Annotated in this window: 9 protein-coding genes and 5 pseudogenes; 8 read left to right on the top strand and 6 right to left on the bottom strand. The window is 68.0% G+C overall.

What is annotated here, in order from left to right; all coding sequences use genetic code 11:
- Window positions 1-6 precede the first annotated feature (6 nt).
- Window positions 7-1,575: a hypothetical protein gene (locus AB0C82_RS33355; RefSeq protein WP_362849660.1), complete on the top strand. Its 1,569-nt coding sequence runs from the start codon at window positions 7-9 to the stop codon at window positions 1,573-1,575.
- Between the two features lie 101 nt (window positions 1,576-1,676).
- On the opposite strand, the pseudogene AB0C82_RS33360 reads toward AB0C82_RS33355, so the two are convergent.
- Window positions 1,677-2,071: pseudogene (locus AB0C82_RS33360) on the bottom strand (N-acetylmuramoyl-L-alanine amidase); the annotation flags it as partial.
- Window positions 2,072-2,666: 595 nt separating this feature from the next.
- Here AB0C82_RS33360 and AB0C82_RS33365 point away from each other — a divergent pair.
- Complete coding sequence (locus AB0C82_RS33365) at window positions 2,667-3,782, top strand: PP2C family protein-serine/threonine phosphatase (protein WP_362849662.1); 1,116 nt, start codon at window positions 2,667-2,669, stop codon at window positions 3,780-3,782.
- A 198-nt stretch (window positions 3,783-3,980) separates the two neighbouring features.
- Here AB0C82_RS33365 and AB0C82_RS33370 read toward each other — a convergent pair.
- Window positions 3,981-4,265 (bottom strand): annotated as a pseudogene (locus AB0C82_RS33370) (transposase family protein); the annotation flags it as partial.
- A gap of 1,037 nt (window positions 4,266-5,302) precedes the next feature.
- Here AB0C82_RS33370 and AB0C82_RS33375 point away from each other — a divergent pair.
- The 3 genes from AB0C82_RS33375 to AB0C82_RS33385 all read left to right on the top strand — a co-directional run bounded on the left by AB0C82_RS33375 (window position 5,303) and on the right by AB0C82_RS33385 (window position 7,187).
- The gene (locus tag AB0C82_RS33375) at window positions 5,303-5,605 is read left to right on the top strand and encodes a hypothetical protein (protein WP_362849665.1); all 303 of its coding nucleotides are present in this window, start codon (window positions 5,303-5,305) and stop codon (window positions 5,603-5,605) included.
- Between the two features lie 44 nt (window positions 5,606-5,649).
- Window positions 5,650-6,099 carry a hypothetical protein gene (locus AB0C82_RS33380; RefSeq protein ID WP_362849668.1) on the top strand — a complete coding sequence of 150 codons (450 nt, stop codon included), beginning with the start codon at window positions 5,650-5,652 and terminating at the stop codon, window positions 6,097-6,099.
- A 356-nt stretch (window positions 6,100-6,455) separates the two neighbouring features.
- Window positions 6,456-7,187 carry a hypothetical protein gene (locus AB0C82_RS33385; protein ID WP_362849671.1) on the top strand — a complete coding sequence of 244 codons (732 nt, stop codon included), beginning with the start codon at window positions 6,456-6,458 and terminating at the stop codon, window positions 7,185-7,187.
- Between the two features lie 765 nt (window positions 7,188-7,952).
- Here the strand turns inward: AB0C82_RS33385 and AB0C82_RS33390 are convergent.
- Window positions 7,953-8,225: pseudogene (locus tag AB0C82_RS33390) on the bottom strand (hypothetical protein); the annotation flags it as partial.
- Between the two features lie 31 nt (window positions 8,226-8,256).
- On the opposite strand from AB0C82_RS33390, the gene AB0C82_RS33395 reads away from it, so the two are divergent.
- The gene (locus AB0C82_RS33395; RefSeq protein ID WP_362849674.1) at window positions 8,257-8,421 is read left to right on the top strand and encodes a hypothetical protein; all 165 of its coding nucleotides are present in this window, start codon (window positions 8,257-8,259) and stop codon (window positions 8,419-8,421) included.
- A 54-nt stretch (window positions 8,422-8,475) separates the two neighbouring features.
- Window positions 8,476-8,994, top strand: coding sequence for a class I SAM-dependent methyltransferase (locus tag AB0C82_RS33400; protein ID WP_362849676.1), 519 nt, complete (start codon window positions 8,476-8,478; stop codon window positions 8,992-8,994).
- Between the two features lie 118 nt (window positions 8,995-9,112).
- Here AB0C82_RS33400 and AB0C82_RS33405 read toward each other — a convergent pair whose 3' ends face one another.
- The 3 genes and pseudogenes from AB0C82_RS33405 to AB0C82_RS33415 all read right to left on the bottom strand — a co-directional run.
- Complete coding sequence (locus tag AB0C82_RS33405) at window positions 9,113-9,946, bottom strand: DUF1206 domain-containing protein (protein ID WP_362849679.1); 834 nt, start codon at window positions 9,944-9,946, stop codon at window positions 9,113-9,115.
- 216 nt (window positions 9,947-10,162) lie between these two features.
- Window positions 10,163-10,273: pseudogene (locus AB0C82_RS33410) on the bottom strand (ribonuclease BN); the annotation flags it as partial.
- An 8-nt stretch (window positions 10,274-10,281) separates the two neighbouring features.
- Window positions 10,282-10,503: pseudogene (locus AB0C82_RS33415) on the bottom strand (IS5/IS1182 family transposase); the annotation flags it as partial.
- A gap of 242 nt (window positions 10,504-10,745) precedes the next feature.
- Between AB0C82_RS33415 and AB0C82_RS33420 the strand changes: the two are divergent.
- Complete coding sequence (locus AB0C82_RS33420; protein ID WP_362849682.1) at window positions 10,746-11,381, top strand: haloacid dehalogenase-like hydrolase; 636 nt, start codon at window positions 10,746-10,748, stop codon at window positions 11,379-11,381.
- The last annotated feature ends 236 nt before the right edge of the window (window positions 11,382-11,617 follow it).

Here is an 11,617-nt window from a genome sequence, read left to right on the forward strand (position 1 = left end):
AGGCTCATGGACGCGCAGAAAGGCTGGCGCAAGTGCAACCGATGTCAGGGCTTCTTCAACGCTTTCGGCGTGGGCGGAGCCTGCATCGGCGGTGGGATGCACGACTTCTTCACGAGCGCGGAGTACAAGGCCCCGTGGGGAACCCCCGAACCGGGAGCCCAGGAGGGGTGGGGGGCGTGCCTGAAATGTGCCTGCCTCGCGGCCAAGGGCGCCCCCGGTATGTGCAACGACCTCACACCCCACGAGTTCGCGGAGTTCGGCGCCCACTACTCGGTACTCGTCGGGCCCCACACCTCGGCCCGGCCGGGCTGGCGATGGTGCAACAAATGCCAGTGCCTGTGGGACGGCAGTCACCCGACCGGACAGTGTTACGCCGGTGGGGCCCACGACGCGACCGGCAGTCTCGAGTACAGCGTGCCCCTGGTGGAAGCCGCGCTGCAGAGGGACTGGCAGTGGTGCAACACGTGCCAGGGCCTGGTCTCCGCCATGCAGGCCGGTGTCTGCTTGAACGGCGCGCAGCACACGTCGAGCAGCGGCACGTGGTACAGCGTCGCGTTCGGTGACACCGCCACCGGTTCACAGCCCGGATGGCTGCTCTGCGCCAAATGCCTCACGCTGGTCTCCGAAAGCGCGGAGGGTACGTGCTTCGCCGGCGGCATGCACGAGTTCGCCGAGAGTCTCACGTACAGCGTCCCGTTCGACGTGGAACCGGTCGACGCACAACCGGGCTGGCGGCACTGCGGCAAGTGCCAGACCCTGAGCTATGCGGGTTTCGAGGTGGGTCCCTGTCCTGCGGGCGACCTCCATGATCACAGCGCCGGCAGCAGGTACAGCGTTTTCCCCAATTCGCTCGCCCAGGGGCAGCCGGGATGGAGGCTGTGCCGCAAGTGCCTGGCCTTGGCGCTCGGTTCGGTCTCGGACGGCGTGTGCCGTGACGGAACCGCCCACGATCTGACGGGCAGCCGTGCCTATTTGATTTCGGGCAACGGCGTCATGGAGGGCGCCGAGAACAATTGGAACTGGTGTCATCGCTGTCAGTGCCTCGCACACGGCGGACCCAGCTTCGCCGGGATATGCCACGACGGCGCCCCTCACGACTTCACGGAGAGCGAGTCCTACGGCGTACAGATCGAGTCGCCGCCGGAGGGCGGAGAGGCCGGGTGGCGACGCTGTGTCGTGTGCAACGTGCTGGCGTTCAACGGCAGTGGCGTCCCGGACGGGCTGTGTGCCGGCGGGGCATCGCCGCACGACTTCACGGGCAGCCCGGAGTTCACCGTCGCGGTGCAGGCTCTGCCCGAGCCGCCACCCCCGGCCGGAACGTCCCTCACCGTGGCCGAGTCCGCCGATGCGGTCGTGGTCGACGGAGCCGGATTCGGCAGCGAAACACCGGTCGAGGTGTCGTTCATCGTCGGCGGCGTGACCACGGAGGCCGACCTCGTCACGGACGGCCAAGGAGCCTTTCACCACGAGCGGCGTCCCGTGGTGCCGGCACTGCCGGGAGGCGGGCTCATCATCGCGCGTGACCAGGCCGGGGCGGTCGCGAGTAGAAGGCTGAAGGACTTCGTCCCCGCCTGACCGGCGCCGCAGCTCTGCACGCATTCACCGCAGCGCCCCGGCTCACGCACTCACCGGGGCGCTGCGGCCCCTGCCTGGTTCACCACTCAGTTCACCGGCACTCAGTTCACCGGCGTACCGGACACCGCGACAACCAGCCGGTCGTGTACTCCCCGGCGCACGTCCGCCATCCCACGACCTCGGGGATCGACCTTGCCGGGTTGCCATTCCAAGTAGCCAATCACGCTCCGCTCGCGCCAGCCGTGCGCCCGGCACACGGCGGCGGCCACCTTCTCGATGGCGCCTTCGGCCAAGGGTCCTGCCCGTCGGCGAGGTTGACGCACTCGAAGCCGTAGAAACGCGCGTTGCCGTCCGTGTCGGCCGCGTTGTCGGGCGGCAGCGCGGTTTCGCCGACCACCGCACGTAGGACGTCGCCGTCGCCCTTCCCCGCGTGGTTGGTACGGCTGTAACAGACCAGGACGACCCTGCCGTCCTTGGCGATGACTCCGTGGCACAGGCTGATAGCCGGTGCACGACGATCGGTGCAGCTGGCATACATCCAGGGTGCGGCAGGTCTGCTGTCACAGCAGGCCGAGTTCGGTGTCCGGGCGGCACTGATGGCAGGCTCAGCCGGTGTCCCAAGCGATCGGCGCTGCACCTGATCGCCGGGGATTGCCGAGGTGCGCGTCCGCCCATTGACCACCAACCCTGGTGCACCGCGACGACCCGACGCCCGACGCCGATGCCGTGCTCGACTATTCAGTCCGGGACGGCAGCATGGGCCGGCGTGCGGCTATCTGCGCGCAGCGTTCCTCTTCGGCCCGGCGCCACCGTCGGGCGCAGTCAAGGTCTTGCTCACGGACGCGCTCAAGGAAGCGGAGTTCTCCAGCCCCGACACGGACTCTTCGAGCATGACCATGGCGCCCGCCAGCGGGCGATCGCCTCGGCGCCGGCGCCATTCGATCGAGCGCACGTGTGAGGCCAGGACACAGTGAAGCATCGGCCCCGCCCGGCCGGGGTCCGCTGTCCGGCTCGACGGCAACGTCTCCAGCAGGCGTCCGCGCCGCCCCTCTCCTGGTGCGAGCCGAGAAATGGCGGTGTAGAGAGGAGTCATGTCGCAGCCCCAGGATGGACTTCGGCGACCGGCGCGAGCGGGTCGGGCGTTGGTCGCCATCCCCATCGCGTGGATTGTTGCGGTGTCCGTGATCGACGTCCTTGCGCCGCCCGACATCCATCTGGGTCCGCTGCTCGTCGCCGCCCCGGCGATCACGCCGTCGTTCGGCGGGCCCCGAACGGTGGGACTGATCGCCGCGCTGGCGGTGATCGCGCAGACGACTATCGGGGTACTTCGCGATCCTGACGAATTGCTCTCAGCCAACCACGAGGCACAGATCATCGCCCTGGTGCTGGTCGGCACGAGCCTCGTGATCTTCTGCGTACTGCGGGAGCGACGCGCCAGAGAGCTGACGCAGGTACGGTACGTGTCCGAAGCCGCGCAGCGAGTCGTCCTGCCGCCGCTCCCCAACCAGCTCGGACCGCTGCGCGTCGCCTCCCTCTACCTCGCTGCGGAGGCCGAGGCCCAGATCGGCGGAGACCTGTACGCGGCGGTGCGTACCACCTCCGGCACCCGGCTGATCGTCGGCGACGTGCGCGGCAAAGGGATAACCGCGGTCAGGGACGCCGCCCTGCTGCTCGGCGCGTTCCGCGGCGCGGCCCACCGCCAGGCGAGCCTGGACGAGCTGGTGACCTACCTCGACCGCAGCGTGTGCTGGGACCTGTCGGAGCCGGGCGAGACGAACCGTTCCGGAGAAACATTCATCACCGCCACCATCCTGGACATTCCCGACCAGGACGTCCGGGTCGAAATGATCTCCTGCGGGCACCCGCCGCCGCTCGTCCTGCGCAAGGGCCGACCAACGACGATGGACGCCCGTCATCCCGCACCTCCGCTGGGCCTGGGCGAACTGACGCTTGCGCGATACCACGTCGACAGCTTCCACTTCGAGCCGGGAGACCTTCTACTGCTGTACACCGATGGCGTTACCGAGGCACGCGACTCCACCGGCACGTTCTACCCGCTCGCCGAGCGCATCACCGGTTGGACCGAAACCGACCCCGACGCCTTCCTCGGCCGCCTCCGGCGCGACCTGCTGCATTACGTCGGCGGGCACCTGAACGACGACGCCGCCGTGATCGTCATGGAGCGTCCTGCCACGCCCCGGGCCTGATCACCCCGCTCTGTCACACCACTCAACCGCCGCGCTCGGCCGCCCCCGCTCACCTACCGGGGAGCGGGACATCACCTCCCTTGTAGGTCTCGACCTGGAACGGTGCAGGGCCCACACCGGCAAGATCGCGAAAGGGATGCTGCATGGTCTGCGCCTGGTGTACTTCTCGCGCGAGGACACCCGGGACTCCGACTTCTTCGCATCCAGCCGCAACTCGATGCCTTCGGCCTGGGCGTATGCGGATACATCCGCCAGGGTCCGCAGTCGTAGGCCCGGGCGGTCCGGGACCGCGCATCACCGCTCAGACAGCAGCCCTCGTATCTCGCCGATCACGCGGGTGATCGTGGAACGGTCGACACCGAACAGCGATCCGAGCGCCGCGTGCGGGCAGATCGTGCCGCAGATGAATCAGCGCTTCAACCGGTCGACGAACACCAGCTGATGACGGGCACCGGCCCCCGGTACACGTTTCCTGACCCCGCCGCCTCTGGCGGGAGGGTGCTTCTCGGAGCTCCTTGAGCAGCCCGACGTTGGCCATGTCCAGCGCGGACCAGCGGTCGAGCGTGTCATCCAGCAGTGCGCGAGCGTCGTCCTCACTCAACTCGGCAACGGCGCACAGTGCGTGCTCACCCCGACCGACGCGCCCTGATTCGTGTGCCAGTTGGGCCCACGCCGTGTGACGGGTGAGAGGTACGGCGAGTCCTGGGCGGCCGCGCCCAGGGGATCAGGTACACCGCGCCGGCCAGCCCGGCGAGGGTGGCCCGGTGGGCGACAACCTTCCTGGAGAGCGATTTCTGGCACGGGCTGCATTTTGTCCCGATCGCGCCTACCAGCCGGGCGGCCAGGTCGTGGTCGATCGGCCTTCGGCGATGGCGGGGTGAGAGTGCCCTCCCGCCGCGAGGCGATGGCCCGCGCCGCCCATGCCGCTCGGAAGCGCCGCGGCGGAGGTGATCCTCCGGTCCCTCATCTCCGAAAAACGGTGGTCGGCGAATCCCTCCGCGAGGAGGGCTGTCATCCGGGGGCGGGCTATGACGACTTGCCTGAGCAGGAGTATCTGAATAAATGACAGTTAAACCTTATTCAACCCGTTTGGCCTAATGCCCCTGCCCCCTCCCGTGCCCGGCGGGACCCTGTCAGAGGGGCCAAGTGCAAGGAGGTTGAGCCATGAAGCAGCCAGTCACCAACCGCATCAGAGTTCACGCCAACCGCGAACCCGCTCCCCATGACGGCCGTCTGGAGATCGTGGTGCGCGGCGGTGGGGGCGACATCTGGCACAGGTGGCACAGCGCCCAGCAACGGCTTGAACCCCGACGGCTGGCAACCTCTGGGCGGAAGTGGTTACGGGGATCCAGTCCTTGCCCAGAACGCAGATGGCCGTCTGGACATCTATGTGCGCGGCTCCGACGGAAACCGGTACCTGAAGTGGCAGACAGCCCCTGGCGGCGGCTCCGGATGGCATTGCCGACGGAAGCTGGCACAACCTGGGGCAGGCAGGTGGAGGACTTGTTTCCGACCCTGTCGTGGCGACGAACCAGAATGGTCGGCTTCACGTGTTCGCCCGCTGTGCCGACAACTTCGTCTACCACAAGTGGCAGAAGTCAGACGGCACCTACATGGATGTCTGGCTTCCGCTGCCTGAGCCCATGGCGGGTGACCCCGTAGTCGCTCGGAACCGCCCCGGCGACGACCGCTTGGAGGTCTTCGCGATCGACGCGGCCGGCAGGCTACGGCACATCTGGCAGTTCATCGCGAACGACGACCTCAAATGGAACGAGAGCTGGGGTCATCTGGAGGGAAGAAGGACGGCAGCGACGAGACCCTGACGTTCGTCGGAAGTCCCGCTGCCGGAATAAATCCAGACGGCCGGGTGGAGGTCTACGCCCTGGCGAACGACGGGCAGCTCTACCTGAGGTGGCAGTTCTTCGTCGACGGCGGCATCCACTGGAACCCTGAGGGCTGGAGGCTTCTTGGGAAGCCACCTACCGCGTCACTGACCGGCAACATCGTGGTCGGCGAGAACGCCGACGGTCGACTGGAGATCTTCTGCCACGGCTCAGACAACAACATCTGGCACATCTGGCAGAACGGCGTCAACGGCCAGGGCGGATGGTCCGGGCCGGCGCAGTGGGATTCGCTCGGCGGCGGCTCGCTCGTGAGTGCGCCCGCCGTCGGGCGGAATTTCGACGGGCGACTCGATCTCTACGCCCGTCACGGGGACAAGGCACTCCATGTGAGATGGCAAGTCTTCCCCAACGGCAGCAGCGGGTGGAACCCGGACGGCTGGCACACGCTCGGCGGGGAACTCCGCAACTTCTAGTGTGATGGCGGAGGCCGGCAACATCAGGTGCGGGCCCCCGCCGCGGCCTGGTCAGCACCGGCCGGCAGCGCGGAATGCGCGCCGAAGCACCGCAAGCAGAGCGGCCTGGGCCGCCAACAGCCCGGTCTTCGCACAGCGCCTCGACGCGGTGTCAAACCACCGAGGTACGTCCGGAGGAGCCGTGACGCCCCGCCTTGCGATGCCCCGCACGGGCCGCCGACCGGGCGGCCTCCTTGCAAATGGTGACCTTCGCGCCCCAGTTCGGACTCACACTCGCCGACCCGCCACTCAGCCGGAACGGACGGGGAGGCGTTTAATCGGATGTGCGTGCGGCACGAGGCTGTTAGGTTCCCCATGTGCCGAAGCTGAATCAGATCATCGCAGTCGAAAAGGGCGTCAAGTCCAAGGCCCTCCAGGACCTCACCCAGGCTCACCAGGACGTGCAGAAGCCCGCCCTGCTGGCCGGCATCTCCCGGACCTACCAGCCCAAGGACGAGGAGGGCGAGCAGCTGCCGCCCGAGTCCACACGGGTGCAGATCAAGGCCGAGGACGCTCTGCGGGCGACCGCCGGAACGCTGACGCGACTCTTCGACGTGACCGCGACGAAGGACTGGGCCAACCGGTCCGCGGTCGCCGACGTGGTGGTCGACGGTGCGGTGCTGTTGCCCCAGGTGCCCGTCCCGTACCTGTTGTTCCTGGAGAAGCAACTCACCGACCTGCACACCTTCGTGCGCAAGCTGCCGGTTCTCGACGCCTCCGAGTCGTGGAACCTGGACCCCTCGACGGACTCGTGGAAGACGGACCCCGTGCGGACCATCCGCACGAAGAAGGTGCCGCGCAACCACGTGAAGGCCGAGGCCACGGAGAAGCACCCGGCGCAGGTCGAGGTGTACTACGAGGACGTCCCGGTCGGATACTGGACCACCGTGAAGTTCTCCGGCGCGCTGCCCGCCCGGCGGGTCAACGAGCTCCTGGACCGCGTCGAGAAGCTCCAGCAGTCCGTCAAGTTCGCCCGCGAGGAGGCGAACAACACCGAGGTCACCGATCAGCGGGTCGGCGACGCGGTATTCGGCTACCTCTTCCGGTAGCCCTCACATACGCCCTCCGTCGCGAGCGGAGGGTGCGCGATGAGCGCAAGCTGAAACTGATGTTGAAGCTGATGAAGGGGTGTCAGTTGGGGGTTCGAATCCCTCTCCCCGCACCACGTGCGGGGGTGGCCCAAGCCTGGCAGAGGCGGCCCCGTGAAACTCAGATTCTCGCTCCAGTCTCAGTATTCGCCGCCGAACACCGGATCGACCGAGCGTGGGCGAACATCGACGGATGGGGGTTCAAGTCCCCCCGGCGCCTCTCTCATGGCGCTGTAGTTCAAAGGCAGAACACGTCGATCTCAATATGACCCACGGTTCTTAAACGCCGCCGGTGTGCGCAAATGGGTGGCAAGCTGGAGCCCGGGAGCTGGACATGCTCCCGGGCTCCGTCACGTTCCGGCCTGCAGCCTGTGCTGTGACCGAGATGGTTCACCGGGTAAGTGGTCGGGCCACGAGGGGTAGGATCCTGCCACCCCAGCGGGTCCAGACCCGCGCTCTGCATGCCTACCTGCGCCGGCGAAGCCAGAGCGCCCGCCGCCCCGGCGCGACCGCTCGAACGATCCCCGTCTGGCGCGAGCGCACGAGCGCAACGAGCGCGTCCTCACACTGCTGAGGGACGCGGAAGCTCTCCCCTGCCCAGGTTGCCGCAGCAAGCCCGCACGGCGCGCTGGCTCACGTTGCACTGACGCGTCGGACGACGCCTTGACCGTCGCAGCCGTTACCGCCGGCTCGGCCCCAACCCGCCCGCCAGCACCGCGGACATCGCTTCACCACGACGTTGTCCCCGGACGACGTTGACCGCCCGGTGGTGGTGTTGCCGTAGTACACCCTGCGCCACGTACCCGTCTGGGAGGCCTTCACGGTCGTCCTGAGATCACCCGAGCCGTCCGCGTACACCTTCTTCGCCGTGGTGTAGGTACGGCGCCGGCAGGCTTGAACGGCAGGCTCACCAAACGGCCTGCATAGGAGGAGTACTTCCTCCCAGTTGGCCCGCGTGACCCTTCCAGTCACGGTGATGGTGCCGCCAATCGTGTTGACCGCCCCCGGCGGGCAGTGCTTGAGCCGGCGCGTGGACAGCGTTTCTGCCAACCGGCGGTTCTGGAACCAGATCAGCAGCGCCTACCAGCACGAGCACAACCCGCAGATCGGCGCAACGCCCCGGCTGTGGGGCACGTACGCCATCCCCGACGCGCACGTGCATGCGCTGGGCGACGTCACCGGCAAGCGCTCCTGAACTCGGCTGCGGCGCCGGCCGGTGGTCCAGGGCGCTCGCCGCTGAGGGCGCCCTGTGATCGGGCTCGACCTGTCCGAAGCCCAGCTCGCCTCGGCAGCTCGCGAGATGGGAGCGGCCCGCTACCCGCTGGTGCAAGGCGCCGCCGAGCACCTCCCGTTCGCCGCCGACAGCTTCGACCTGGTGTTCTGTGACTACGGCGGGCTCAGCTGGGCGCCACCGCACCTGGCCGTCCCGCAGGCCGCGCGCATCCTGCGCCGCGGTGGGCGCCTGGTGTTCGACGTCGCCAGCCCATGGTTCGAAGCCTGCTACGACGAAACCGCCAGCCGCGTAACCACGACGCTGCACCAGGACTACTTCGGGCTGGACACCATCGTCGAAGGCCAGGGCGCGGTCAGCTATCAGCTCACCTACGGCGACTGGATCAAGGTCCTGCGCGGCGCAGGTCTCGTCATCGACGACCTCATCGAGCCGCGGCCCGAACCCGGAACAGCCAACGGCTACAACCAAACCGACCCGCCTGACTGGGCACACCGCTGGCCGGCAGAAATGCTCTGGGTAACCCACAGACCGTAGGCAGCGCCATCCCCGTTCCGGCCGGTCAACGCGGCCACCGCCTGCGACGCAGGAGCCGCAGTGGCAGGCCACCTGCCTTCGACCGTGAGGCCCGACAGATCCGGTTCGGGTCACCGTGTTACAGGCGGCGCCAGCGGGCCGAGGCGAAGGAGAAGACACCGAAGAGGATCAGCCCGATCGCGACGGCGAACAGGAGCCACGGTCCCGCCGGTGTCTGTGTGAAGCTCCGGAGCGTCGCGTCCACACCCTTGGCCTCGGCCGGGTCGAAGCGGACGGCTGCCACCAGGATGAAGATCCCGGCCGCGGCAAACACCACACCACGCGCCACGCCTCCAGCCACACCCAGAGCGGTGACGACCTGCTTCGTACGACGGCTCATGGTGGCGGTGTCCAACTGCTTCAGGAAGCGCCTCAGGGCCGCCCGGACGGCGAGTACCCCGCCGATGCCGATCAGGAGGCAGCCCGCAGCCCCCACCAGTACCTGGCCGTACGACAGTTTGAGCGCAGATGCCGTCCCGTCCTGCGACTGCTCGTTGCCGCTGGACCCCTGGCCGCCACCTGCGGCATACACCGCCGTGGTCCAGCAGACGAAGGCGTAGAAGACCGCCCGCCCACCATCGAGGAGTCGTGAACCCGCCTTGCGCCGCGGTCCCCGGGTGAGCACGGCGCGGGTACCTCGCCACAGCGCCATCGACGCGAAGCCGACCACCAGCGCCCACAGCATCACTCTCCCGAACGGCTGCTCCGCGACTTGGGCCAGTGCGCCCTGCCGGTCAGCCGACTCGCCGCCGCTGCCGAGCGCAACCCGAAGGGCAAGGGCGCCGATCAGGACGTACACCACGCCCCGCGCGACAAAGCCCGCCCGCCCCGCGGCAGTCAGCGTCTCCTTCTGGGCGGAACGGGCCGCGGACTTCACGGCCTGACCGCGCCCTTGCGTGCTGGACGGCGTCACAATGTCCTCCCCATGGTGTGGGCCTGATACGCGGCCACCCCTCCCCAGTGCCCCGGGCCGGGGGTTTGATGCGCGCACTCGGCGAGCGACGGCCGAGCGGCACAGGCCGGGTCATCGGTCGTCGTCCGGGGCGTCACCGGCGCGGTTGTCCCGGCATCGGGGCCGTCATCGGCGGGCCGGCCCGCTGTTCGAGGACGGTGCCACGTGGGGGATTTCCTAGTGCGGCCGACGGCTCGTCAGCGCACCTCCGAAGATGACGAAGCCCACACCGACCAGCGAGGACTGGACCACCAGGACGGTTCTGAAGGGGCCGTAGGTGACGGCGCTTTGATGCCTTAACAAAGGCTTTGGACGTGGCGGTGGGTGATGAGGCAGGTGGCGAGGCCGAGGAAGGCTTCGGGTATGTCGTCGCGTCGTTCCCGGTGGATGCGGAGACGTCGGAGCCGCAGGGACCAGGCGATCGTGCGCTCCACAACCCATCGGTGATCTCGATCTCCGAGGCCAGAACCGTGCAGAACACCACGGCGGGCGATGACCGGTTTGATGCCCGCTTTCCGACACCAGGACCACGCTCGAAGTCGGACGTCCCCGGGCACGCCTCAAACCGCCACTCAAACACTGTTCCTGGCGAGGTCGGCCTTCAGCAGGTCGAGTTGGTCGCGCTCGTCGAACCGGTTGGAGTTCAGGGCGCCGAAGTGCCCTCGTGAGTCCAAGCACAGAAAGTAGGCGGGGCGGGACCCGGCGTTCCGCGAGTTACTGGCATCCTAGACCGGTGTTCTCATCCGATCATGCGGGCGCCGTGTTCTTCGATGTCGATGGCACCCTCGTCCCGGGTACGAGTTCGTCGGTCTTTCTGGCCGGCTTCCTTGCCCATCGGGACGAGTTGGCCAAGGCCGAAGACGCGTACGCCTCCGGTGACCTGGACAATCGGCAGGTCTCGGAGCTGGATGCCGCCGGCTGGGCGGGGGTTCCCGAAGACCGGGTCTCTGGCTGGCTCGACGGGCTTCCTTTGGTCCCTGGCATCGCAGAGACCGTGACCTGGTGTTGGCAGAACAGGTTGGTGCCCGTGCTGGCGACTCTCGCCTGGTCGCCAGTCGGTAGATACCTGACTGACCGCTTCGGCTTCCACGCGTTCAGCGGACCTTGGCTGGAGACCGTCGACGGCCGGTTCACGGGACGGGTCGCCCGTCACTTCGACGAGTACGACAAGCGAGATTTCGCCCTCGCACAGGCGCGGGAGCTGGGGCTGGCCCCCCGCTCGTGCGGGGCCGTCGGAGACAGCCGCTCCGACCTGCCGCTGTTCGCATCCGTCGGATTCAGCGTGGCGTTCAATGCCTCGGCAGGAGCGCGCGAAGCGGCGACCGTCACAGTGGACGACGACGACCTGCGAGGCGTGCTCCCTGTCCTGAGCCGCTTGGTCACAGCCACTCGTTGACGGCAGAGAAGAACCACCAAAGCTCCCCTCCCCCTGATCGCGGTAGCCGCGAAGTCGAGCCGCTCCAAGTCGGACAAGGACCCGGCGCAGTGGCTCCCGTCGGCCGACGACTACCTTTGTCGTACGTGGCCGAGTGGACGGCTAAAGCGTGTTGCAGAAGGCTGTGTGGTGGCGTGCTGACGCCGGGCTGCGGTCGTGTCTGATCACGCGGCGAGGGCGTGGTTGTGCATGTGGGC

The organism is Streptomyces sp. NPDC048560 (genome assembly GCF_040650955.1).
GTDB lineage: Bacteria > Actinomycetota > Actinomycetes > Streptomycetales > Streptomycetaceae > Streptomyces.

Excerpts from the sequence above, each read along its gene's own strand:
- AB0C82_RS33355 (WP_362849660.1), top strand. The coding sequence starts at position 7 with ATGGACGCGCAGAAAGGCTGGCGCAAGTGCAACCGATGTCAGGGCTTC.
- AB0C82_RS33365 (WP_362849662.1), top strand. The coding sequence starts at position 2,667 with ATGTCGCAGCCCCAGGATGGACTTCGGCGACCGGCGCGAGCGGGTCGG.